We start from the raw sequence: 24,388 nt of genomic DNA on the forward strand, positions 1-24,388 counted from the left end.
GCCGCTCCATCAGAAAATCAGTTTGCACAAACCTATAACATAACCACATCCGCCCGAGTCGTCGATAGCGACGCCAAAGGGTCCATTTCAGCCATTCGCGTAATCGCCCAAATTGCCTCTTCCCCTCACCGCGCATTAGTGTATATTTATGCACTTATAAAGCATATTAAATAACCAGAAAGCCATTTAGGCCATGAATAACACCAGACAAACGCTATTCATGCAGAAAGATCGACTTTCGTTTTACGGCCAGGAAATGAACGTTACATGAACAGACAAACTTCACAGCCACGGGCGATTTATTACGTCGTTGCGCTGCAAATTTGGGAATACTTCAGTTTTTACGGCATGCGGGCGCTGTTAATCCTGTACCTCACCAACCAGCTCAAGTACGACGATAACCACGCCTACACCCTGTTTAGCGCCTACTGCTCCCTGGTCTACGTCACCCCTATTCTCGGCGGCTTCCTCGCCGACAAACTGCTCGGCAACCGCATGGCGGTGATGCTCGGCGCGCTACTCATGGCTATCGGTCACCTGGTGCTCGGCGCCAGCGAAGTCGCTCCCACCTTCCTGTATCTATCGCTGGCGATTATCGTTTGCGGTTACGGACTGTTTAAATCCAACGTTAGCTGCCTGCTTGGCGAACTGTACGAGCCGACCGATCCGCGCCGCGATGGCGGCTTCTCGCTGATGTACGCCGCGGGGAATATTGGTTCGATCATCGCGCCTATCGCCTGCGGCTACGTGCAGGAAGAGTACAGCTGGGCGATGGGCTTTGCGCTGGCGGCAGTCGGCATGATTGCCGGACTGGTGATTTTCCTCTGCGGCGGTCGCCACTTCCGCCATACCACCGGCGTTAACCGCGAGGCGCTGCGCGCGCGGACCTTTGTCCTGCCAAACTGGGGCTGGCTGCTGGTTTTGCTGGTGGCGACGCCGCTGCTGATTACCGTCTTGTTCTGGCAGGAGTGGTCGGTGTATGCGCTGATCGTCGCGACGGTGATTGGCCTGGCGGTACTGGCGCGCATTTATCTGCGCGCGGAGAACGACAAACAGCGTAAAGAGCTGCGCCTGATTATCGTCCTCACCGGTTTTAGCCTGCTGTTCTGGGCCTTCGCCCAGCAGGGCGGCAGCTCCATCAGCCTCTATATCGACCGTTTCGTGAACCGCCACGTCATGAGCTATGAAGTACCAACCGCGATGTTCCAGTCGGTTAACGCCTTTGCGGTGATGCTCTGCGGTATGGTGCTGGCATGGCTGGTTAAAGAGAACATCAAGGGCAACCGCACCGTGCGTATCTGGGGGAAATTCGCCCTCGGTCTGGGGCTAATGAGCGCCGGGTTCTGCATTCTGACCTTAAGCGCCCGCTGGTCGGCCGCGTATGGCCACTCCTCCATGCCGCTAATGGTACTGGGGCTGGCGGTGATGGGTTTCGCCGAACTGTTTATCGATCCGGTAGCGATGTCGCAAATCACCCGTATCGAAATCCCCGGCGTCACCGGAGTGCTGACCGGTATCTATATGCTGCTTTCCGGGGCGATCGCCAACTATCTGGCCGGCGTCATCGCCGACCAGACGTCGCAGGCGTCGTTTGATGCCGCCGGCGCGGTTAACTATTCGATTGAAGCCTATATCGACGTCTTCAGCCAGATCACCTGGGGCGCGCTGGCCTGCGTCGGCCTGGTGCTGGTCATCTGGCTGTATCACTCCGTGAAGGTCAAAACCCGCCAACTGGCGGTAGAATAAAAACTATCTGGCGGCTTCCCAGGCCGCCAGCGTCTCCAGCCGCGCCTGCTTATGGTCAACCAGCGGGCGCGGATACTTCAGCGCTACCCCCTGTTTATCCGCCCACAGCCACGGCTGATGCAGCGCTTTCTCTGGTACTTCCGCCAGTTCCGGCAGCCAGCGGCGAATAAACTCGCCCTGCTTATCAAATTTCTCCCCCTGGGTCGTCGGATTGAAAATACGAAAGTAAGGGGCTGCGTCGGTACCGGTCGAGGCCGCCCACTGCCAGCCGCCGTTGTTGGCCGCCAAATCGCCGTCGATCAGTTGGCTCATGAAATAGCGCTCGCCTTGCCGCCAGTCGAGGCGCAGGTCTTTCGCCAGGAAGCTGGCGACAATCATCCGCAGGCGGTTGTGCATCCAGCCGGTGGCGTTAAGCTGCCGCATGGCGGCATCGACGATGGGGAAACCGGTTTGCCCCTGTTGCCAGGCCCGCAGTTCATCCTCATTGCTGCGCCAGGCGACCTTGTCGGTCCAGGCGACAAAGGGCCGGCCTTTACACAGTTTCGGGTAGTAAACCATCAGATGACGATAGAACTCGCGCCAGATAAGCTCGTTCAGCCAGCTTGCGCCCGCTTCGCCATCCAGCGCGCCGGGCTGCTCCCGTAGCAAGCGATGCAGGCACTGGCGCGGCGACAGTACGCCTACCGCGAGACACGGCGATAGCCTGCTGGTTCCTTCTATTGCCGGGAAATCGCGCTGCTGATCGTAATCCGCCGCCGGCTGCTGGCAAAACGCGCGCAATCGAGCGAGCGCTGTTTTTTCATCCGCCGCGAACAGATCGGTGTCAAATGCCGTTTGCGGATAGTTGATTTCAGGCAGCGGCGGCGCCTGACGGGCGGCTGACGGGCGTGGTTTAGGCGCCGCCACGCACTCCGGCAGCCCTTCACGCAGGCGGCGGATAAAGGCATTTTTAAACGGCGTAAAGACTTTATACATCTCGCGGTTGCCGGTCATCACGCTGCCCGGCGGCAACAGCACGCTGTCGTCAAACCCCTGACAGGTAACTTCTGTCAGGCTTTTCTCAACACCGGCGTCGCGCCGGCGCTCATTAAACTCATACTGATAGTTATAAAATAGATGGCTCACCTGGTGCTGTTTACAGAAGCGCGTCAGCAGCTCGATGCTGGCGGCGAAATCTTCCGCTTCTTCTACCAGCAGCGGAATACCGCGTTCCGCTAATGCCGCGTGCAGGCTGCGTAAATGGCTGGCGATAAAGGCCGCCTGGCGCGGCGCCATATGATGCTGGCGCCACTGCTCTGGCGTGGCGATATACAGCGCCAGCACCTGCGCCTGCGGGTCTCGGCAGGCGGCGGCCAGCGCCAGATTATCGTGAAGGCGTAAATCCATGCGAAACCAGACCAGATGGGTGGCCATAAAACTCCTCACTCTCCGTAAGCAAAACTCATCACTCAGGCCGGCAAAATAGCGCGCTGCGGCAAAATAAGCACCTGCCAATTCTGCCACGGCGCGTGAAAGCTAAGTGTAGACAGCAGACGAAAAAAAACCGCCGGTCGTCAACCGGCGGTTTCTATATTCGTCGCAGCAGCGCGGATTAGTAGAAATCGTGCGCGGCTTTTTCTGCCTGCGCCATCCATACCGGCTGCTCACTGGTTTTCGCCCATACGCGATGCAGCCAGCTGTAGTAACGGGCACGATCTTTCCAGAACAGCATCACCGGCAGCGCAGCAACCCCGGCCACGACGGCGAAAGCGCGACGCATCAGGATAATGTGAGCAGGATAAGCTTTGTACAACGCCATAATTTCTCTCCCCTTTGTCAGGCCGGCAAGCAACGCCGGTAAATGTCACAATGTTTGTCTGCACAAATAGTACCGCGCTGGTTGTAATTTTACTACTCATCCGACCACTAAAAAGCACTTATTTATACTTAATTTACATTCATGGCGTAATTGAGTTACAAAAAAGTTAAATTAATACTAATCATTAGTTAAATTGTGCCTTTAGCCATTTTTATACTTTTTTTACACCGCCCGCGGCGATTTTTGCGAAATCTTTGCGCCGAAATTCCTACCCTCTCGGTATATCAATAAGAGACACACCCGGAGGTGGAAAGTGACTACAGGCATCATTGCCGGCGTAACGCTGGTGTTCCTGCTGCTGGCGTATCTGGTCTATGCCCTGATACATGCGGAGGCGTTCTGATGGCCGCGCAAGGGTTCTTACTTATCGCCAGCTTCCTGCTGGTACTGCTGGTGCTGGCGCGGCCACTCGGTTCGCTGCTGGCGCGAATGATCAACGATGTTCCGCTTCCTGGACTTGCCGGCGTTGAGCGCGGTATCTGGCGGCTGGCGGGGATTCGCAGCCAGGAGATGGACTGGCGGCAGTACCTGATAGCCATTGTGCTGTTTAACGCTATTGGTCTCGCGGCGCTGATGGCGCTGCTGATGTGTCAGGGGTGGCTGCCGTTCAATCCGCAGCACTTCCCCAACCTGTCATGGGATTTAGCGTTGAATACCGCGGTAAGCTTCGTCAGCAACACTAACTGGCAGGCCTACGCCGGGGAAACCACCATGAGCTATCTCAGCCAGATGGCGGGCCTGGCGGTGCAAAACTTCCTGTCGGCCGCGACCGGTATTGCGGTGATCTTCGTACTGACCCGCGCCTGGGCGCGACAAAAAGTCAGCACCCTCGGCAACGCCTGGGTCGACCTGACCCGCATTACGCTGTGGCTGCTACTGCCTCTTTCTCTGCTGATCGCGCTGTTCTTTGTGCAACAGGGCGTGCCGCAGAACCTGCAGGCTTATCAGCCATTCACCAGCCTGGAAGGCGTTCGCCAGTGGCTGCCGATGGGGCCAGTCGCCTCGCAGGAAGCAATCAAAATGCTCGGTACCAACGGCGGCGGTTTCTTTAATGCCAACTCATCGCATCCGTTTGAGAACCCGACGGCGTTAACCAACCTGGTGCAGATGCTGGCGATCTTCCTGATCCCGGCGGCGCTGTGTTTTGCCTTTGGCGAAGCGGTCGGCGATCGCCGTCAGGGGCGCGCCATCCTGTGGGCGATGGCGCTGATTTTCGTGGTCTGCGTGGCGGTGGTGATGTGGGCGGAAACCCGCGGAAATCCGCATCTGCTCAGCCTTGGCGCCGACAGCAGCCTGAATATGGAAGGGAAAGAGAGCCGCTTTGGCATTCTCGCCAGCAGCCTGTTTGCGGTAGTCACTACTGCGGCCTCCTGCGGCGCGGTCAACGCGATGCATGATTCCTTCACCGCGCTGGGCGGCATGGTGCCGATGTGGCTGATGCAGATTGGCGAGGTGGTCTTCGGCGGCGTGGGCTCCGGGCTGTACGGCATGCTGCTGTTCGTCATGCTGGCGGTATTTATCGCCGGGCTGATGATTGGCCGCACGCCGGAATATCTCGGCAAGAAAATCGACGTGCGCGAAATGAAAATGATCGCGCTGGCGATTCTGGTGACCCCGACGCTGGTACTGCTCGGCACCGCGCTGGCGATGATGACCGAAGCCGGACGCAGCGCCATGCTGAATCCTGGGCCGCACGGCTTTAGCGAAGTGTTGTACGCGGTCACCTCGGCGGCCAACAACAACGGCAGCGCCTTCGGCGGCTTAAGCGCCGGCACGACCTTCTGGAACCTGCTGCTGGCGTTCTGCATGCTGGTGGGCCGCTTCGGGGTGATCGTCCCGGTGATGGCGATTGCCGGATCGCTGGTGAATAAGAAAATTCAGCCCGCCAGCTCCGGGACGCTCGCCACCCACGATGCGCTGTTTATCGGCCTGCTGATCGGCACCGTCCTGCTGGTCGGCGCCCTGACCTTTATCCCCGCACTGGCGCTCGGCCCGGTGGCGGAACACTTCTCTTTACTTTAAGCGATGCGGAGCAGCCTGTTATGAGTCGCAAACAATTAGCCCTGCTGGAGCCGACGCTGGTGCGTCAGGCGCTGCTGGATGCGGTGAAAAAACTCAGCCCCTCGGTGCAGTGGCGTAACCCGGTAATGTTTATCGTCTGGATCGGCAGCGTGCTGACCACCCTGCTGGCGATGGCCATGGCCGGGGGGTATCTCGCAGGTCACGCCGGTTTTACCGCCGCCGTCAGCCTGTGGCTATGGTTTACCGTACTGTTCGCCAACTTCGCCGAAGCCATGGCCGAAGGACGTAGCAAAGCGCAGGCCAATAGCCTGAAAGGAGTGAAGAAAACCGCTTTCGCCCGTAAGCTGCGCGCGCCCCAGCACGATGCCCCGATGGATCACGTCCCGGCGGAAGAGTTACGCAAAGGCGATATCGTGCTGGTGGAAGCCGGCGACATTATCCCCTGCGACGGCGAAGTGATCGAAGGCGGCGCTTCGGTAGATGAAAGCGCCATCACCGGGGAATCCGCGCCGGTGATCCGCGAGTCCGGCGGCGATTTCGCCTCGGTAACTGGCGGTACCCGGATCCTTTCTGACTGGCTGGTGATCCGCTGCAGCGTCAACCCTGGTGAAACCTTCCTCGACCGGATGATCGCCATGGTTGAAGGGGCGCAGCGCCGTAAAACGCCGAACGAAATCGCATTGACGATCCTGCTGATCGCCCTGACGCTGGTATTCCTGCTGGCTACCGCCACCATCTGGCCCTTCTCGGCGTGGAGCGGTAATGCGGTTAGCGTTACCGTGCTGGTCGCGCTGCTGGTGTGCTTGATCCCGACCACTATCGGCGGCCTGCTCTCCGCCATTGGCGTCGCCGGGATGAGCAGAATGCTCGGCGCCAACGTTATCGCCACCAGCGGTCGCGCGGTGGAAGCCGCGGGCGATGTCGACGTACTGTTGCTGGATAAAACCGGCACCATCACCCTTGGTAACCGTCAGGCCTCGGCATTCCTGCCGGCGCGCGGCGTCGAAGAGCGCGTGCTGGCCGATGCCGCCCAGCTGTCTTCGCTGGCGGATGAAACGCCGGAAGGCCGCAGCATCGTGGTGCTGGCGAAACAGCGCTTTAATCTGCGCGAACGCGACCTGCAGTCGCTGCACGCCACATTTGTCCCCTTTACCGCCCAGACCCGTATGAGCGGTATCAACATCGACCAACGTATGATCCGCAAAGGGTCGGTAGACGCGATTCGCCGCCATATCGAAGCTAACGGCGGCCACTTCCCGGCCGATGTCGATAAGCAGGTAGAAGAGGTCGCCCGCCAGGGGGCCACGCCGCTAGTCGTCGCGGAAGGCGAGCGCGTACTGGGGATTATTTCGCTTAAAGATATCGTCAAAGGCGGCATTAAAGAGCGTTTCGCCCAGCTGCGCAAAATGGGCATTAAAACGGTGATGATCACCGGTGATAACCGCCTGACCGCCGCCGCCATCGCCGCCGAAGCGGGGGTTGATGATTTTCTGGCCGAAGCGACGCCGGAAGCCAAGCTGGCGCTGATTCGCCAGTATCAGTCGGAAGGACGGCTGGTGGCGATGACCGGCGACGGCACCAACGACGCCCCGGCGCTGGCGCAGGCTGATGTAGCGGTCGCGATGAACTCCGGCACCCAGGCGGCGAAAGAGGCGGGCAATATGGTGGATCTCGACTCAAACCCGACCAAGCTGATTGAAGTGGTGCATATCGGTAAACAGATGCTGATGACCCGTGGGTCGTTAACTACATTCAGTATCGCCAACGACGTCGCCAAGTATTTCGCGATTATTCCGGCCGCCTTCGCCGCCGCCTATCCGCAGCTGGCGATGCTGAACGTGATGCATCTGCACTCGCCCTCTTCGGCGATCATGAGCGCGGTTATTTTCAACGCCCTGATTATCGTCTGCCTGATCCCTTTAGCGCTGAAGGGCGTGAGCTATCGTCCGCTGTCGGCATCGGCGATGCTGCGCCGCAACCTGTGGGTTTACGGCCTCGGCGGCCTGATTGTGCCTTTCGTTGGTATTAAAGCCATCGACCTGTTGCTGACCCTGACCGGTCTGGTGTGAGGAAACTACCATGTCATTGATTCGTCCGGCATTTGTGCTATTTATTCTGTTAACCCTGCTCACTGGCGGCCTGTATCCGTTGCTGACTACCGCCTTAGGGCAGTGGTGGTTCCCGCAGCAGGCTAACGGCTCGCTGATCCAGATCGACGGCGAAGTGCGCGGCTCCGCGCTGATCGGGCAGAACTTTACCGCAGCCGGTTATTTCCACGGCCGCCCTTCCGCGACGGCCGAGGTGGCGGATAATCCGCTGGCCTCTGGCGGCAGTAATCTGGCGGTCAGCAATCCGGCGCTGGATAAAGCGATTAGCGAACGGGTACAGGCGTTACGCGCCGCGAACCCGCAAGCGAACCCAACGGTGCCGGTCGAGCTGGTTACCGCATCGGCCAGCGGACTGGATAACAACCTGACCCCTGCCGCGGCGCTGTGGCAGGTACCGCGCGTCGCTAAAGCGCGCAATCTCAGCGACGCGCAGGTGAAACAGCTAGTGGATCAGGCGACGCAAAAACCGTTGCTCAGTTTTCTCGGTCAACCTGTGGTAAATATACTGCAACTGAATATGGCGCTGGATGCCCTAAAGGATTAATCAATGAGTGACGAGCCGCTGCGTCCGGACCCCGACCGTCTGCTGCAACAAACCGCTGCGCCGCATCGCGGCAAGCTGAAGGTGTTTTTCGGCGCCTGCGCCGGGGTGGGCAAAACCTGGGCAATGCTGGCGGAAGCGCAGCGGCTGCGCGCTCAGGGGCTGGATATTCTGATCGGCGTGGCGGAAACCCACGGCCGCAAAGATACCGCCGCCATGCTGGAGGGGCTCAGCACCCTCCCGCAAAAACGCATTTCCCATCGCGGACGCTACGTCCATGAATTTGACCTTGATGCCGCGCTGGCCCGCCGTCCGGCGCTGATCCTGGTGGACGAACTGGCGCACAGCAACGCGCCGGGTTCGCGCCACCCGAAACGCTGGCAGGACGTCGAAGAACTGCTCGAAGCCGGTATCGACGTCTTCACCACCGTCAACGTCCAGCATCTTGAAAGTCTCAATGATGTGGTCAGCGGTATTACCGGCGTGCAGGTGCGCGAAACCGTCCCCGACCCCTTCTTTGACGCCGCTGATGATGTAGTTCTGGTGGATTTGCCGCCGGACGATCTGCGCCAGCGCCTGAATGAGGGCAAGGTGTACATTGGCGGCCAGGCCGAACGCGCCATCGAAAACTTCTTCCGCAAAGGTAATTTGATCGCCCTGCGCGAGCTGGCGCTGCGCCGTACCGCCGACCGGGTAGACGAACAAATGCGCGCCTGGCGCGACCGCCAGGGGCAGGAAAAAGTCTGGCACACCCGCGACGCCATTCTGCTGTGCATCGGCCACAACACCGGCAGCGAAAAACTGGTTCGCGCCGCCGCCCGGCTGGCGGCCAGGCTCGGCAGCGTCTGGCACGCGGTATACGTGGAAACCCCCTCGCTGCACCGTCTACCGGAGGCCAAACGGCGGGCGATCCTCGCGGCGCTGAAGCTGGCGCAAGAGTTAGGCGCCGAAACCGCCACCCTCTCCGATCCATCGGAAGAAAAAGCGGTACTGCATTACGCTCGCGAACATAACCTCGGCAAAATTGTGATTGGTCGCCAGGGGGAGCGACGCTGGTGGGAACGAGCCGGATTTGCCGACCGTCTGGCGCGCCGCGCCCCGGACCTCGATCTGGTGGTGATCGCGCTGGATGAAAAACCGGCTTCTCTGCCCGCCCGCGCGAACGACAACCGCACGGCGATCGATAAGTGGCGCCAGCAGTTGAAGGGCTGTCTGCTGGCCGTGGCGCTGTGCGCCATTATCACCGTGGTTGCCATGCAGTGGCTGATGGCCTTTGAGGCCGCCAACCTGGTGATGCTGTATCTACTGGGTGTGGTGATAATCGCTCTGCTGTATGGCCGCTGGCCATCGGTGCTGGCGACCTTTATCAACGTCATTAGCTTCGATCTCTTTTTTGTCGCTCCGCGCGGTACGCTGGCGGTTTCCGACGTCCAGTATCTGCTGACGTTCGGCGTGATGCTGACCGTTGGTCTGGTGATCGGCAATCTGACCGCCGGGATGCGTTACCAGGCGCGGGTGGCGCGTTATCGCGAGCGACGTACCCGGCATCTGTATGAAATGTCGAAAGCGCTGGCGGTCGGACGCAGCCGCGAAGATATCGCCGCCACCAGCGAACGCTTTATTACTTCCACTTTTCAGGCCCGCAGCCAACTACTGCTGCCGGATGAGAACGGGCAGCTGCAGCCGATGACCCAGCAATCCGGCGTTTTCTCGTGGGATGATGCGATTGCCCGCTGGAGTTTTGATAAAGGCCAGCCAGCCGGGGCCGGCACCGACACTCTCCCCGGCGTACCATATCAAATTCTGCCGCTACAAAGCGCCTCCCGCACCTGGGGGCTGCTGCTGGTCGAACCGGAAAATCTGCGTCAGCTGATGATCCCGGAACAACAGCGACTGCTGGAAACCTTTACCCTGCTGGTGGCCAGCGCCCTTGAGCGCCTGACCCTGACCGCCAGCGAAGAGCAGGCGCGCTTGACCAGCGAACGCGAAAGCCTGCGCAACTCACTGCTGGCCGCCCTCTCTCACGATCTGCGGACGCCGCTGACGGTCCTGTTCGGCCAGGCGGAGATCCTCACTCTCGATCTGGCCAGCGAAGGTTCGAAGCACGCGCCGCAGGCCAACGAAATTCGCCAGCACGTGCTCAACACCACCCGGCTGGTGAATAATCTACTGGATATGGCGCGTATCCAGTCCGGCGGTTTTAATCTGCACAAAGAGTGGTTAACCCTCGAAGAGGTTGTTGGCAGCGCCCTGCGTATGCTGGAGCCTGGGCTTGGCGGCCAGCGCATCCAGCTGTCGCTGCCGGACCCGCTGCTGCTGGTCCACGTTGACGGCCCGCTGTTTGAACGGGTGCTGATCAATCTGCTGGAGAACGCGCATAAATACGCCGGCGCGCAGGCGCAGATTGGCATTCACGCCGAAGCGGATAGGCAGCAGTTGATCATTGAAGTCTGGGATAATGGTCCTGGGATCCCGGCAGGCCAGGAACAGGCTATCTTTGATAAATTCGCCCGTGGTAATAAAGAGTCTGCTATCCCCGGCGTCGGCCTGGGGCTGGCCATTTGCCAGGCCATTGTCGAGGTGCACGACGGTAGCATTACCGCCAGCAACCGTCCGGAGGGCGGCGCCTGTTTCCGTGTTACACTGCCGCGAGAAGCGCCCCCAGAACTGGAAGAGTTAACCGAGGAATTGTGATTAACGTTTTAATCATCGAAGACGAACACGCTATCCGCCGCTTTCTGCGCACTGCGCTGGAAGCTGACGGCATGCGCGTATTTGAAGCCGAAACCCTGCAGCGCGGGCTAATCGAAGCCGCCACCCGCAAACCGGATTTAGCGATCCTCGATCTCGGCCTGCCGGACGGGGATGGTAATGATTTTATCCGCGAAGTCCGCCAGTGGAGCCAAATGCCGATTATCGTGCTGTCGGCGCGCAGCGAAGAGCATGACAAAATCGCCGCCCTTGACGCCGGCGCCGATGACTACCTCAGTAAACCGTTCGGCATTGGTGAACTGCAGGCGCGGCTACGCGTCGCGCTGCGCCGTCACGGCAGCGCGCAGGCCGATGAGCCGGTGGTGCGTTTTGCCGATATTAGCGTCGATATCCCCGCCCGCCGTATCGTGCGCGGCAGTGAAGAAATTCACCTGACGCCCATCGAGTTTCGCCTGCTGGCGGCGCTGCTGAACAATCCGGGCAAAGTGCTCACCCAGCGCCAGCTTCTGAATCAGGTATGGGGGCCTAACGCCGTCGAACACAGTCACTATTTGCGGATTTATATGGGGCACTTACGGCAAAAACTGGAGGTTGACCCGGCGCGGCCGCAGCACCTGCTGACCGAAACCGGGATTGGCTATCGCTTTATGCCCTGAAATTCGCCTCTGCAGTACCAGAGAGTGGCGATTTTCAGCCCTTCAGAGAGCAGCAGGAAGCCTGCCAGGATCGCTAAATTCCTGACGCCGGCGGCTTGAATCAGCCACAGACCCAGCGACAGCGAAGGCTGCATAAATACCAGCCTGAGCGGCGCCTGCCCCCAGGCCAACCACAGCGCATAGCGGCTCTGACGGAAAAATAGGATCATCGACAGCGGAATGCTGATAATCAGCAGAACATTCAGCGGGTACAGCCAGGCCGCCGCTGCGCCGTAAGTGTGCAGCAGCTGAAGATACGCCAGTAGATCGTCGTAGAAAGGAAGACGGCGGTGGGAAATATTCCACCATAAGAATTGCAGGACGAAAAAGAGATCCATCCACGCCCAGAACAAAAAAAGGGACTTCCGTTGTAATTTCATCGCATTCCTTGCGAAAAAAATCAGGCCCGCAGGGGGGCCTGATGCTGATAGGACAATCAGGCGTTTTTCAGCACTTCGCTGACAATCTCTACCGCTTCTTTTTCAATTAGCTTGCGATGCTCTTCGCCAAGGAAGCTCTCGCAGTAGATTTTGTAGGCGTCTTCGGTGCCTGACGGACGGGCCGCAAACCAGCCGTTGTCGGTCATCACTTTCAGCCCGCCGATAGAAGCGCCGTTGCCCGGCGCCGCGGTCAGACGCGCGGTGATCGGATCGCCCGCCAGCGTATCGGCGCTCACCATTTCCGGCGAAAGCTTAGACAGCGCCGCTTTCTGCGCGGAAGTGGCGGAGGCCTGCAGACGGTTGTAGCTCGGGGCGCCAAAGCGTTGCGCCAGCTCGTTATAGTGCTCCTGCGGGTTCTTACCGGTGACCGCGGTGATTTCAGCCGCCAGCAGGCACATGATGATACCGTCTTTATCTGTGGACCACGGCGTGCCGTCGAAACGCAGGAACGATGCCCCGGCGCTCTCTTCACCACCGAAGCCGAAGCTGCCGTCGAACAGACCGTCAACAAACCACTTGAAGCCTACCGGCACTTCCACCAGCTTACGGCCCAGATCGTTAACCACGCGGTCAATCATCGCCGAAGAAACCAGCGTTTTACCAACCGCAACATCTTTGCCCCACTGTGGGCGATGCTGGAACAGGTAGTTGATAGCCACCGCCAGATAGTGGTTCGGGTTCATCAGCCCAGCCGGAGTCACGATACCGTGACGGTCGTAATCCGGATCGTTGGCGAAGGCCAGATCGAACTTATCGCGCAGCGCCAACAGACCCGCCATTGCACACTCGGAGGAGCAGTCCATACGGATCGCGCCATCTTTATCAAGGTGCATAAAGCGGAACGTCTGATCGACCTGATCGTTGACGATGGTCAGATCCAGCTTGTAGTGTTCGCCGATACGTTTCCAGTATTCGATACCCGAGCCGCCCAGCGGATCGACGCCCAGTTTCAGGCCCGCTTTCTGGATAGCCGCCATATCGACGATATCCGCCAGCCCTTCAATAAACGGCTGCACCAGGTCCTGCTCTTTTACGTGGCCGGACGCCAGCGCGGCGTCGAGAGAGATACGCTTCACACCCTGCAGACCGGCGGCCAGCAGTTCATTAGCGCGGTTCTCCACTACTTTCGTCACGTTGGTATCAGCCGGGCCGCCATTTGGCGGGTTGTATTTGATACCGCCATCTTCCGGCGGGTTGTGCGATGGCGTGATCACAATACCATCCGCCAGCGGGCCGCCTTTTTTGTTATGCACCAGAATCGCGTTGGAGACCGCCGGCGTCGGAGTGAAACCGTTGTTTTCCTGAACGATCACATCAACACCGTTCGCCGCCAGCACTTCCAGCACGGAAATGAATGCCGGTTCGGATAAAGCGTGGGTATCCTTACCCACGTAGCACGGGCCGGTGATGCCGTTTTTCGCGCGGTTTTCCGCAATCGCCTGCGCAATCGCCAGAATATGCTGCTCATTGAAATTGTGGCGCCCTGCGCTACCGCGATGGCCGGAGGTGCCGAACTTAACCGCATGCTCCGCATTACCCGCTTCCGGCTTCAGCACATAGTACTGAGCGGTCAGCTGGGCGACGTTAATCAAATCACTCTGTTGTGCCGGCTGACCCGCACGTTTATCGATTGCCATTGCCTGATCCTTCTGGTGCAAAGTTTAATTAACTAGATCGTGCCGCAAACCTTTTCAATCAGCTCCGCAGGGAACTGCATTGATTGCATGATGTGTTCGATCATGCTGCATTTACGGCCGGTATTAGTATTGGTGATAACCCACCACGGCGTACCAGGAACCTGTTTCGGTTTGGTCTGATTACCGCTTTTCAGCAGCGTCCGTGAATCTTCGGCGAAGTATACGCGGGTGCGCCCGTGCAGAGATTCAGTGGCTTCTGAAAAAGCCTTACTGTCTAACGAGTAAAGCGTAGTCAATACCAGCATGAAGCGGTTAACCGCGCGCTTTTGTTCAGCGTATTCGTCAGATAACAGCAGTTCGCGCATGGCGCGGACTTTATCTTTAACCGGGTTGGCCGGCTTCGCTTCGACGACTGGCGCCGACGCAGGAGCAGCCGCCGGCGCGGCTTTCGCCGCAGGCGCGCCAGATGCAGGCTGAGAAACGGCGGTAAATTTCAGCATGCGCCGTAAAATGTCGGATGCGCTCTCGCCGATATGCAGAGTGTGGCTGGCAATATAGCGGTAGAGCTCATCATCAACTTCGATTGTTTTCATCTTAATCCAGTGCGATTTCTTTGTTTCTGAATACAAGTCGTCGGGATTAACTATCCTTTGTCTTTCACACTACTGCGCAAAAGGCATCAGATAGAGGACAAATCCCAACCGCGAATAGCGTCAAACCAGGATGGCGGTAAAACTCAGAATGCTTCCGGGTCTTGCAGCCTAATGGCAGAATGTCCAACATAATACCCTAACCCGACGGAGCGAAAAAAAGAACTTTGCCATGAAATTAAATAGCCGAGCGCAATCTGCACAAAACCCGCACAATAAATCCCCAATCGTCCTGGTACACGGCCTGTTCGGCAGCCTGGACAACCTTGGGATCCTCGCCCGCGATCTGGTCGCCGACTACGATATATTGCAGGTCGATATGCGCAACCACGGCTTATCGCCGCGTTCGCCGGAGATGACCTACCGCGCGATGGCGCAGGATCTGTTGGATACTCTTGACGATCATCAGATAGAGAAAGCGACCTTTATCGGCCATTCAATGGGCGGCAAAGCGGTGATGGCGCTGACCGCGCTGGCGCCGGATCGCATCGCCGGGCTGGTGGCGATTGATATTGCGCCGGTGGCTTATCACGTCCGCCGTCATGATGAGATCTTCGCGGCGATTAACGCCGTCAGCGAATCCGCCGCCAGCACCCGCCAGCAGGCGGCGCAGGTGATGCGCGAGCATATAAATGAAGAAGGCGTCATTCAGTTTCTGCTGAAATCCTTTGTCGACGGCGCGTGGCGCTTCAACGTGCCGGCGCTGTGGGATCAATACCCGCATATTGTCGGCTGGGAAACGGTGCCAGCCTGGCCGCACCCGGCGCAATTTATTCCCGGCGGCAACTCCCCTTATGTTACCGATGAATACCGCGACGCGCTGCTGGCGCAGTTCCCGCAGGCCCGCGCTCACGTCATTGCCGGCGCCGGACACTGGGTGCATGCGGAAAAACCCGAGGCGGTTTTACGCGCAATTCGCCGTTATCTGAGCACAATTGAAGCCTGAGTGGCTAAAAAACGCCCGACCGCGCGGCATAATGCCCGCGGTCGTTGGCGCAGCGGTTCGCCTGATGTATTATGGCGCGCTATCTGCGCCGGCTATAGCCCGGCAGCTTGTTTCCCCGAAGTCACTCTGAATCATGGCAAAAGAACAAACGGACCGAACGACATTAGATTTGTTCGCAAATGAGCGTCGCCCGGGTAGACCGAAAACCAATCCGCTTTCGCGCGATGAACAACTGCGCATCAACAAACGCAATCAGCTCAAACGCGATAAAGTTCGCGGCTTGAAGCGCGTTGAGTTGAAGCTCAACGCCGATGCGGTCGACGCGCTTAATGAGCTGGCGGAAGCCCGCAACATGAGCCGCAGCGATCTTATCGAAGAGATGCTGATGCACCAACTGGCCTGCCTGCGTAACCAGGGCGAAGTCTGAAAAACGCAAAAAAATCGCTTTCATGTAGCAGAGTGTGCACCAGGACGTTATTGCTGTTTCCGCGCCCTTCCCTGTTCTGCTATGATTGCCGTTAACTGTAGGCATAATGCCACTACCACATCATTAAGTTTCAAGAGGTTATTTTACTCATGGCAATCATCGGCATCTTTTTTGGCAGCGACACCGGCAACACCGAAAATATTGCAAAAATGATCCAAAAGCAGCTCGGTAAAGACGTTGCTGAAGTTCACGACATTGCCAAGAGCAGCAAAGAAGATCTGGAAAGCCACGATATTCTGCTGCTCGGCATCCCAACCTGGTACTACGGCGAAGCGCAGTGCGACTGGGACGACTTCTTCCCGACGCTGGAAGAGATCGACTTCAACGGTAAGCTGGTAGCCGTGTTTGGCTGCGGCGACCAGGAAGATTACGCAGAATACTTCTGCGATGCGCTGGGCACCATTCGTGACATCATTGAACCGCGCGGCGCAACCATCGTTGGCCACTGGCCGACCGCGGGCTACCACTTTGAAGCTTCTAAAGGCCTGGCAGACGACGATCACTTCGTAGGTCTGGCGATTGATGAAGACCGTCAGCCGGAACTGACCAACGAGCGCGTTGAGAAGTGGGTGAAGCAGATTTCCGAAGAGCTGCATCTGGAAGAAATCAAAAACGCCTAAGAATCAAACAGCGCAGCTATTAAGCTGCGCTGAATTAATAGATAAAAGCAATCAAACTAATAGCTACAAGTTTTTAACTTTTCATCACATATCTGTACAATGTCCTCTGATTCCACGAGGTCACGTGACACAGTTTGTAGCTGGTAATTCGTTTTTGACAGCTTACAAGGCGCGATGGTTGCAGTTTTCATTTCAGAGTTGCAGCTCTATAATGAGACGCATTACATCGGGTGATTCTCTGTATTGCTTCCCTTTGAAGGAAGCCGATCTTTAGCAACAGGACAGATTCCGCATGACTGACAACAATATCGCATTAAAGAAGGCTGGCCTGAAAGTCACACTTCCCCGACTGAAAATTCTGGAAGTGTTGCAGGAACCGGATAACCATCACGTCAGTGCGGAAGATTTATATAAACGCCTGATCGATATGGGTGAAGAGATTGGTCTGGCTACCGTTTACCGCGTGCTGAACCAGTTCGACGATGCAGGCATCGTGACTCGTCACAACTTCGAAGGCGGTAAATCCGTATTCGAGCTGACTCAGCAGCACCACCACGATCACCTGATTTGCCTCGATTGCGGCAAAGTGATCGAGTTCAGCGATGATTCTATCGAATCCCGCCAACGTGAAATTGCTGCCCAACACGGCATCCGCTTAACCAACCACAGCCTGTACCTGTACGGCCACTGTGCGGAAGGCGACTGCCGCGAAGATGAACATGCCCACGATGCGGTGAATAAATAATTTCCCGTCTCGTTTGTCGTAAAAAGCCAACCTCAAGGTTGGCTTTTTTATGGGCGAAATCCACCGGCATGCGTATTCTGTCAGTGCATAACGCCTTGTACGGAGAGTCAATATGGAGCTGCGCCAGCTACGCTATTTTGTCCGCATTGTGGAAACCGGCAGTATGGGCCGCGCCGCGCTCGATCTGAATATTGGCGTTTCTGCGCTCAGCCAGCAAATGGCGCGTCTGGAAAATGAACTCGCTATCCGCCTGCTGCAACGGACTTCGCGCGGCGTAATGCCCACCAGCGCCGGCCTTGCCTTTTACTCGCAGGCGCAACTGGCGCTGCGCCATGCTGACGATGCTATTCTCGCCGCGCGCGAGGCGCGCCTTTCCGGTCACGTCAGCGTCGGTATGGCGCCGAGCACCGCTTCTGTACTGGGCGTACCTTTTATCAACGCCATGCGCGAAAGCTACGCCGACGTCCGCCTGCACCTGGTGGAGAGCCTCTCCGGCAATCTGGAACGGATGATCAACACCCGCCAGCTCGATTTAGCCATCGTTTTCCAGAAAGAGAAGATCCTGCGCTGGAGCGCCCGACCCATTCTTGAGGAACGTCTGTTCCTGATTGGCGCCCATGACGTGCTGGCGCCGCTGCCCGGCGATAGCATCTCCCCGAACCAACTGGCCGCCATCCCGCTGATTATGCCAAGCCAGGGGCATGGCCTGCGCGGCAGGCTGGACGCTATTTGCCAGGAGCACGCCATCAACGTTGACGTGGTGGCTGAAATCGATGGCCTGGCCCTGCTGATGCGCGCCGTTCGTGACGGGCTCGGCGCCACGCTGCAGCCGGGCGCAGCGATTTCTCATCTCGACAGCCAGGCGCTAAGAGTGATCGGCGTCGATAATCCGGTACTTAGCCGACCGAATTTTCTGGTCAGTCTTTCCGATGACGAACTCACCCCGGCAGGCCTTGCGGCACGGGTAATGCTGGCAAAAGTCATGCGCCAGCTAGTTGAATCCGGCAACTGGCCGGGCGCCAGTCTTTACACACACTAAACCCCCCTTTAGCTTTACGCCATAGCGCCTGCCGCCCCTGCACCTTACATTTCCATTACAAATTTAACAATTAGTCAAAGCGTAATGGAGCCGATAATGGTGGATGTACTGGTGATTGGCGGCGGCAACGCCGCGTTATGCGCCGCCTTAACCGCCCGGGAAGCAGGCGCATCCGTACTGCTGCTGGAAGCCGCGCCGCGGGAATGGCGGGGCGGTAACTCTCAGCACACGCGTAATCTGCGTTGTATGCACAATGCGCCGCAGGATGTCTTAGTCGACAGCTATCCGGAAGAAGAATACTGGCAGGATCTGCTGCGCGTTACCGACGGCAATACCAACGAAGCGCTGGCCCGTCTGGTGATCCGCACCTCGTCGCACTGTCGGGACTGGATGCGCCGCCATGGCGTTAACTTTCAACCGCCGTTATCCGGCGCCCTGCACGTCGCCCGCACTAACGCCTTTTTTATGGGCGGCGGCAAAGCCCTGGTCAATGCCTATTACCGCAGCGCCGAACAGATGGGCGTACAGATCCGCTATAACACCCCGGTACAGGCGCTTGAATTACGTGATGGCGAATTCGTCGCCGCGCTGGCAGGCACTGAGCGGATCGCCGCTAAAACCTGCGTGCTCGCCGCCGGCGGTTTTGAATCTAACCGCGAGTGGCTGCGCGAAGCCTGGGGGCAAAATGAGCGCGGCGAATGGCCTGCAGACAACTTTCTCATCCGCGGCACCCGTTTTAATCAGGGAGTGCTGCTCAAATTTATGATCGATGCCGGGGCCGATATCATCGGCGATCCTTCACAGTCGCACTGCGTCGCCATTGACGCCCGGGCGCCGCTCTATGACGGCGGCATCTGTACCCGCGTCGACTGCGTGTCGCTGGGGGTGGTGGTGAACCGCGATGCCGAGCGCTTTTATGATGAAGGGGAAGATTTCTGGCCCAAACGTTACGCCATCTGGGGCCGTCTGGTCGCCCACCAGCCGGGGCAAATCGGCTATTCGATCATCGACAGCAAAGCCGTTGGACAATTTATGCCGCCGGTATTTCCGGGCGCCCAGGCCAATACCATCGCGGAACTGGCGCGCCAATTGGGGCTGGACGGCGAACGTTTGTCACAGACCATCGCCAGCTACAATGCCGCCTGTACGCCAGGCCAGTTCGACCATACCCGTCTTGATAACTGCACCACTTCCGGCCTGACGCCGCCGAAGACCCACTGGGCGCGGCCTATCGATACGCCGCCTTATTATGGTTATGCCCTGCGTCCAGGGATCACCTTCACCTACCTCGGGCTGTACGTCAATCAACACGCCGCCGTCCACTTTGCCGGTAAGCCGAGCCGCAACCTGTTTGTCGCCGGCGAAATGATGGCCGGCAACGTACTGGGCAAAGGCTATACCGCCGGCGTAGGCATGTCGATTGGCACCACATTCGGCCGCATTGCCGGTCAGCAAGCCGCCATGGCGGCACAGCAGGAGAAACATCATGAAGTCGCTTGAAAAGCTGATCATCGAGGCGCAAATCATCACCGAGCCGGAAGCGGAAGTCGAACGGGTGATGCAGGTCTGTAACGCCTGCCGCTATTGCGAAGGCTTTTGCGCCGTATTTCCGGCCATGACCCAGCGTCTGGAATTTGGCAAGGCGGATATTAACTATCTGGCGAACCTGTGCCACAACTGCGGCGCCTGCCTGCACGCCTGCCAGTATGCCCCGCCGCACGAGTTTGCGATTAATGTTCCCAAAGCGATGGCGGAAGTGCGGCTGGAAACCTATCAACATTACGCCCGGCCCGCCGCTTTCGGCAGTTTATATCGCCGTGCGGGGATCGCCACGGTGCTGGCGCTGGTCGCGGGTCTTGTCCTGTTTCTGCTGTTGGCGATGGGGCTCAAAGGCTCTCTGTTGCACCCGCCGCTGGCCGGTGATTTCTACCAGATTTTCCCGCATAACCTGCTGGCGTGGATGTTCGGTTCGGTTTTCATTGCGGCCATCGGTTTACTGATGAGCGGGGTGATTCGTTTCTGGCGCGAGATCTCGCCGGGCCAACCGCAGGCTGGCGATCTCGCCAGGGCCTCACATGATGCGCTGACGTTGAAATATCTCGACGGCGGACACGGTAAAGGCTGTAACGAGGCCGATGACGCCTTCACCCTGATGCGCCGCCGTTTTCACCACTTCACTTTCTACGGTTTCATGCTCTGTTTCGCCGCCACGGTTGTGGCCACGGGCTATCACTATCTCGCCGGTTGGGAGGCGCCCTACCCGTTCTTTAGCGTACCGGTACTGCTGGGCACGCTCGGCGGCATCGGGCTGCTGGTAGGCCCTGCGGGTTTGCTATGGCTGAATCTGCGCCGCTCGCCGCTGCACGGCGACGCGCGGCAAAAACCGATGGATCGCGCTTTTATCCTGCTGTTGCTACTGACCAGTTTTACCGGGCTCGCGCTACTGGCGGGCCGGGACACCTCGTGGATGGGCATTCTGCTCGCTATCCATCTCGGGGTGGTGATGGCGCTGTTTTTAACGCTGCCTTACGGAAAATTTGCCCACGGATTTTATCGCTGTGCGGCGTTACTCAAGTGGGCGATTGAGAAGCGGCGCGGAAAACAGGCGGCAGTCGCAGGCGACTAACCCGCTCCCTCTTACCTCTATAACAACAAGATAAAGACAATGGAGAGCAAACCCTATGACCCAACCAACCTCGCGCGCCGGTACCTTCGGCGCAATTCTCCGCGTAACCAGCGGTAATTTTCTCGAGCAATTCGACTTCTTTCTGTTTGGTTTCTACGCCACCTATATCGCCAGAACCTTCTTTCCGGCAGAGAGCGAGTTCGCGGCGTTGATGCTCACCTTTGCCGTGTTTGGCTCCGGCTTCCTGATGCGCCCCATCGGCGCGGTGGTATTAGGGGCTTATATTGACAGGATCGGTCGCCGCAAAGGGCTGATGGTCACCCTGGCGATTATGGGCTGTGGCACGTTACTGATTGCGCTGGTGCCGGGCTACCAAACCATCGGCGTGCTGGCGCCGGTGCTGGTCTTAATTGGCCGTTTGCTGCAAGGATTCTCGGCCGGGGTCGAGCTCGGCGGTGTGTCGGTCTACCTGTCGGAAATCGCCAAACCGGGGAAAAAAGGGTTCTATACCAGTTGGCAGTCCGCCAGCCAACAGGTGGCCATCGTCATGGCGGCGCTGATTGGCTACGCGCTGAACGAAACGCTGGGTCACGACGAGATTGCAGAATGGGGCTGGCGCATCCCCTTCTTTATCGGCTGCCTGATTATCCCGCTGATTTTCGTACTCCGGCGTTCGCTGCAGGAGACCGAAGCGTTTCTGCAGCGTAAGCATCGTCCCGATACGAAAGAGATACTGACCACTATTGTTAAAAACTGGCGCATCATCAGCGCGGGCACCTTACTGGTGGCGATGACCACCACCACCTTTTATTTTATTACCGTCTATACCCCAACCTACGGCAGAGCGGTACTGCATCTGAGCGCGCGCGACAGCTTGCTGGTCACGATGCTGGTCGGTATTTCTAACTTTATCTGGTTACCGATTGGCGGGGCGCTCTCAGACAAGATAGGCCGCCGCCCGGTGCTGATGGGAATTACCATCCTGGCGCTGTTGACCACCTGGCCGGTGATGCAATGGCTCACCGCCGCGCCGGATTTCACCCGCATGACGCTGGTGCTGCTGTGGTTCTCGTTCTTTTTCGGTATGTATAACGGCGCGATGGTGGCGGCGCTAACGGAAGTGATGCCCGTTTACGTCCGCACCGTGGGCTTTTCGCTGGCATTTAGCCTCGCCACCGCTATCTTTGGCGGGCTGACGCCGGCTATTTCCACCGCGCTGGTCGAAATCACCGGTGATAAAAGCGCGCCGGGCTGGTGGCTGATGTGCGCGGCGCTATGCGGATTCGCCGCCACCGCCATGCTGTTCATGCGTCTAAGCCGCGGCTATCAGCCGGCGGAAATACCGCGTTAAAATAGCCACGGGCGGAGTGTGCGCTCCGCCCGTTTTCGCTTAACCGTCTGCTTTACTTCGTGGTGTTGTTACTGCGAATCTCCTGCCAGATTTTATCGCAGCGCGCTTTGACCGCCTGGTCATTACCGGTGCGCGTCGCCTGAATACAGGCCTGATAATCCAGCACTCTGACGCTCTCCTGCGTCGCAAACTGCTGATGCGGTTTCTCTTGTTTCAATACGTTCAGTACGCTCTGGCAGGCTTCGATCTTGTCCGGATTACCTTCCGCCGTGTTGATACAGGCGCTATAGGCATCTTTCAATTTGGAATCTTCTTTCGGCGCTGGCGACTGCGCGCAGGCGACCAGACCCGATGCCATGATGGCGATGAGCAGCAGTTTTTTCATAGTTATTCTCCCGGAGGGGCGGCAGGCTCACGCCCGCCGCGCAGGCATCAGAAAATGGTGAACGGCGCGATAACCATAAACTTCACGTCACGCTCATCCTGGAAGATGTTGCCGTAACCGCCGCTCCAGCTTGGGATGTCGGAGTGGTTGTCGTATTGCGTGAAGTGCAGTTTGAACATCGTTCCTTTCGCGCGGCCTTCCTGCAGGGTGTAGATGGCATCCAGGCTGTAGGCGGATTCTTTCAGACGATAGTTAGGATCGTAGTAAGCATCCGGGGATGCCATTCTGCCAGGCTTCGCATCCCAGGCGTAAACATAGGACGCGCCAAACGCCCAGCCCGGCATATCCCAGTTCTTCATGTCGTACATCGCGCCGAAGAACACCGCTTTCTCGCCGTTGGCGTTAAAGTCAGAGCGGTTATCCCACCAGATATCGAGACGACCGTTAGAGGAGGCATAGGTTGGCGTCATACGCTGCAGGAAGTAGCCCTGCTGGCCATCGGCTTTCACCCAGGTCCCTTCCAGACGCAGATCCAGCACATCGGCCGCTTTATAGCCGAAAGTGATCGCCTGCAGCCACGCGGTACCGTCGTAGATATCGTTGACGCCGCCGTTGCTGACTTTATCGCGGGTACCGTAGAACTGATAGCTGGTGCTCAACGGCGAACCCGCGATATCAAATTTGTAGCTGGCTTTAGCAAAGTACTGATCGATATAGCCCTGGGCCTGACCAAATGCGGCTTCCAGCACCAGATCGTTTTTAAAATCGTACTTCGCGCCAAGAGAGTGCAGATAGTCAACTTTGGTTTTCTTATCGTTCTGGTAAAAATCATCCATCTCGATATGCCACGGCGCTTTATATTCGTTCGTCCACATATAGGAGAAACTCAGCGCGCCGTTATCGCCGTAGTCGAAGTTCGCCCCGGCTTCAGCCCCCTGATAGGTACCCGGCATAAAGCTCCAGTGCGGCGCCAGCAGCGTTTGTCCGGTCGGCTGAATGTAGCCCGCGCGCGCCCACGCCGGGCCGAATTTAAATTTAGCCGCCGCTTTATACAGGCTTATCCCGCTCTTATCGCCGGTATAATCTTCGCTGTAGGCACGGTTGCTGGAGGAGAAAGCAATTTCGTTCGGGTGGCCGCTGTCGCCGTTTTCCGCCATTTCAATCGCGGTGAAGGCAGCAATATCCAGACCAAACATGTCGGCCGCGTAGCCGGACTGGAAATCCAGGTTGGCGTTCCAGGTAGAATGAGAAAGGTTAGTTTCGTATTTGTCGGTTTCTACGTTTTTACGGTCGCGCTCACGCTGCCAGTAATAGATACCGCCGGTTAAGGTAGAATCATCGATAAAACCTGCTGCGCTGGCCTGTGGGGCCACAACCCAACCCGACATCGCGGTGACGGCGGCAATAGCCAGCGCCAGCGTACTACGTTTGCCACTAAACGTACGCATGTGCATATCCTCTTTGACGTTTTAAAATTGCGATTGCCAAAGGCAGCTCGCTAAAAAAATAAAAAAATTTGAAAAGCGGTGCGGTTAAAAGGCCGCGAAACCACTATGGATAGACTATTTTTCGTGACGCGAATTATCAATCTCTTTCGCAGAGCAAAGCTTAAGATTATGACAAAGCGCACATAATTTATGTCGTTTTGTTACAGACTTACTTCTCAGTATTTTTAACGATAAGTCATGGTTATATCGGAAAAAAACTGATAATTGATGAAAGCTGAAACGGTTAAATGTAAATATGCAGGCAGGAAGAGATGGGTAATTATTACTGTGTT

General features: G+C 57.7%; 22 protein-coding genes. 15 read left to right on the top strand and 7 right to left on the bottom strand.

Going from position 1 to position 24,388, the window contains the following annotated elements; genetic code table 11:
- The first annotated feature begins 267 nt into the window (after nucleotides 1–267).
- Nucleotides 268–1,746 carry a dipeptide permease DtpD gene (gene dtpD / locus ABLV78_RS18115; RefSeq protein WP_047049237.1) on the top strand — a complete coding sequence of 493 codons (1,479 nt, stop codon included), beginning with the start codon at nucleotides 268–270 and terminating at the stop codon, nucleotides 1,744–1,746.
- A gap of 3 nt (nucleotides 1,747–1,749) precedes the next feature.
- Here the strand turns inward: dtpD and phrB are convergent, their stop codons facing one another.
- The gene (gene phrB / locus ABLV78_RS18120) at nucleotides 1,750–3,159 is read right to left on the bottom strand and encodes a deoxyribodipyrimidine photo-lyase (protein ID WP_047049240.1); all 1,410 of its coding nucleotides are present in this window, start codon (nucleotides 3,157–3,159) and stop codon (nucleotides 1,750–1,752) included.
- Between the two features lie 178 nt (nucleotides 3,160–3,337).
- Complete coding sequence (locus ABLV78_RS18125; protein WP_015367687.1) at nucleotides 3,338–3,544, bottom strand: DUF2517 family protein; 207 nt, start codon at nucleotides 3,542–3,544, stop codon at nucleotides 3,338–3,340.
- Nucleotides 3,545–3,857: 313 nt separating this feature from the next.
- Between ABLV78_RS18125 and kdpF the strand changes: the two genes are divergently transcribed.
- Genes kdpF through kdpE form a run of 6 tightly spaced genes read left to right on the top strand, consistent with a single transcriptional unit; the run spans nucleotide 3,858 to nucleotide 11,643 of the window.
- Nucleotides 3,858–3,947 carry a K(+)-transporting ATPase subunit F gene (gene kdpF / locus ABLV78_RS18130; RefSeq protein ID WP_020079348.1) on the top strand — a complete coding sequence of 30 codons (90 nt, stop codon included), beginning with the start codon at nucleotides 3,858–3,860 and terminating at the stop codon, nucleotides 3,945–3,947.
- Nucleotides 3,947–5,626: a potassium-transporting ATPase subunit KdpA gene (kdpA, locus tag ABLV78_RS18135; protein WP_045393021.1), complete on the top strand. Its 1,680-nt coding sequence runs from the start codon at nucleotides 3,947–3,949 to the stop codon at nucleotides 5,624–5,626. Before kdpF ends, kdpA begins: the two co-directional genes overlap by 1 nt.
- 20 nt (nucleotides 5,627–5,646) lie before the next feature.
- Complete coding sequence (gene kdpB, locus ABLV78_RS18140) at nucleotides 5,647–7,695, top strand: potassium-transporting ATPase subunit KdpB (protein ID WP_045381543.1); 2,049 nt, start codon at nucleotides 5,647–5,649, stop codon at nucleotides 7,693–7,695.
- Nucleotides 7,696–7,705: 10 nt separating this feature from the next.
- On the top strand, nucleotides 7,706–8,278 hold the full coding sequence (gene kdpC / locus ABLV78_RS18145; protein ID WP_045393015.1) for a potassium-transporting ATPase subunit KdpC: 573 nt from the start codon (nucleotides 7,706–7,708) through the stop codon (nucleotides 8,276–8,278).
- 3 nt (nucleotides 8,279–8,281) lie between these two features.
- The gene (gene kdpD / locus ABLV78_RS18150; protein WP_047049243.1) at nucleotides 8,282–10,969 is read left to right on the top strand and encodes a two-component system sensor histidine kinase KdpD; all 2,688 of its coding nucleotides are present in this window, start codon (nucleotides 8,282–8,284) and stop codon (nucleotides 10,967–10,969) included.
- Entirely contained in the window at nucleotides 10,966–11,643 is a 678-nt protein-coding gene (gene kdpE / locus ABLV78_RS18155) for a two-component system response regulator KdpE (protein WP_047049246.1), read from the top strand. The genes kdpD and kdpE overlap by 4 nt, the downstream gene beginning before the upstream one ends.
- Here kdpE and ABLV78_RS18160 read toward each other — a convergent pair.
- From ABLV78_RS18160 to seqA, 3 genes are read right to left on the bottom strand one after another with little or no spacing between them, the layout of a single operon-like run.
- Nucleotides 11,625–12,062, bottom strand: coding sequence for a hypothetical protein (locus ABLV78_RS18160; protein ID WP_045393008.1), 438 nt, complete (start codon nucleotides 12,060–12,062; stop codon nucleotides 11,625–11,627). The genes kdpE and ABLV78_RS18160 overlap by 19 nt on opposite strands.
- 56 nt (nucleotides 12,063–12,118) lie before the next feature.
- Nucleotides 12,119–13,759, bottom strand: a complete 1,641-nt coding sequence (gene pgm, locus ABLV78_RS18165; protein WP_047049249.1) for a phosphoglucomutase (alpha-D-glucose-1,6-bisphosphate-dependent) — start codon at nucleotides 13,757–13,759, stop codon at nucleotides 12,119–12,121.
- Nucleotides 13,760–13,791: 32 nt separating this feature from the next.
- Entirely contained in the window at nucleotides 13,792–14,352 is a 561-nt protein-coding gene (gene seqA / locus ABLV78_RS18170; protein WP_047049252.1) for a replication initiation negative regulator SeqA, read from the bottom strand.
- A 229-nt stretch (nucleotides 14,353–14,581) separates the two neighbouring features.
- On the opposite strand from seqA, the gene ybfF reads away from it, so the two are divergent.
- From ybfF to ABLV78_RS18210, 8 genes are all read left to right on the top strand, one after another.
- Nucleotides 14,582–15,355, top strand: a complete 774-nt coding sequence (gene ybfF / locus ABLV78_RS18175; protein WP_045393004.1) for an esterase — start codon at nucleotides 14,582–14,584, stop codon at nucleotides 15,353–15,355.
- 133 nt (nucleotides 15,356–15,488) lie between these two features.
- Nucleotides 15,489–15,782, top strand: a complete 294-nt coding sequence (gene ybfE, locus ABLV78_RS18180; RefSeq protein ID WP_015367696.1) for a LexA regulated protein — start codon at nucleotides 15,489–15,491, stop codon at nucleotides 15,780–15,782.
- A gap of 149 nt (nucleotides 15,783–15,931) precedes the next feature.
- Complete coding sequence (gene fldA, locus ABLV78_RS18185; protein ID WP_015367697.1) at nucleotides 15,932–16,462, top strand: flavodoxin FldA; 531 nt, start codon at nucleotides 15,932–15,934, stop codon at nucleotides 16,460–16,462.
- Nucleotides 16,463–16,754: 292 nt separating this feature from the next.
- Nucleotides 16,755–17,207 carry a ferric iron uptake transcriptional regulator gene (fur, locus tag ABLV78_RS18190; RefSeq protein WP_015367698.1) on the top strand — a complete coding sequence of 151 codons (453 nt, stop codon included), beginning with the start codon at nucleotides 16,755–16,757 and terminating at the stop codon, nucleotides 17,205–17,207.
- A gap of 112 nt (nucleotides 17,208–17,319) precedes the next feature.
- On the top strand, nucleotides 17,320–18,246 hold the full coding sequence (gene tcuR, locus ABLV78_RS18195) for a tricarballylate utilization LysR family transcriptional regulator TcuR (RefSeq protein WP_045393001.1): 927 nt from the start codon (nucleotides 17,320–17,322) through the stop codon (nucleotides 18,244–18,246).
- Between the two features lie 96 nt (nucleotides 18,247–18,342).
- Nucleotides 18,343–19,746, top strand: a complete 1,404-nt coding sequence (tcuA, locus tag ABLV78_RS18200) for an FAD-dependent tricarballylate dehydrogenase TcuA (RefSeq protein ID WP_047049255.1) — start codon at nucleotides 18,343–18,345, stop codon at nucleotides 19,744–19,746.
- Nucleotides 19,733–20,872, top strand: coding sequence for a tricarballylate utilization 4Fe-4S protein TcuB (gene tcuB, locus ABLV78_RS18205; protein ID WP_047049259.1), 1,140 nt, complete (start codon nucleotides 19,733–19,735; stop codon nucleotides 20,870–20,872). The genes tcuA and tcuB overlap by 14 nt, the downstream gene beginning before the upstream one ends.
- Before the next feature lie 55 nt (nucleotides 20,873–20,927).
- Nucleotides 20,928–22,223: an MFS transporter gene (locus ABLV78_RS18210; RefSeq protein ID WP_047049261.1), complete on the top strand. Its 1,296-nt coding sequence runs from the start codon at nucleotides 20,928–20,930 to the stop codon at nucleotides 22,221–22,223.
- A 52-nt stretch (nucleotides 22,224–22,275) separates the two neighbouring features.
- Here the strand turns inward: ABLV78_RS18210 and ABLV78_RS18215 are convergent, their stop codons facing one another.
- Both ABLV78_RS18215 and chiP read right to left on the bottom strand, forming a co-directional pair.
- A complete protein-coding gene (locus ABLV78_RS18215) occupies nucleotides 22,276–22,608 on the bottom strand; it encodes a ChiQ/YbfN family lipoprotein (protein WP_045392989.1) in 333 nt (110 codons plus the stop codon).
- A gap of 47 nt (nucleotides 22,609–22,655) precedes the next feature.
- Nucleotides 22,656–24,056 (bottom strand): chitoporin ChiP, encoded by a 1,401-nt coding sequence (gene chiP, locus ABLV78_RS18220; RefSeq protein ID WP_045392987.1) that lies wholly within the window; start codon nucleotides 24,054–24,056, stop codon nucleotides 22,656–22,658.
- Nucleotides 24,057–24,388: the final 332 nt, after the last annotated feature.

The sequence above is a fragment of the Klebsiella sp. CN_Kp075 genome (assembly GCF_040065055.2).
Lineage (GTDB): Bacteria > Pseudomonadota > Gammaproteobacteria > Enterobacterales > Enterobacteriaceae > Klebsiella > Klebsiella aerogenes.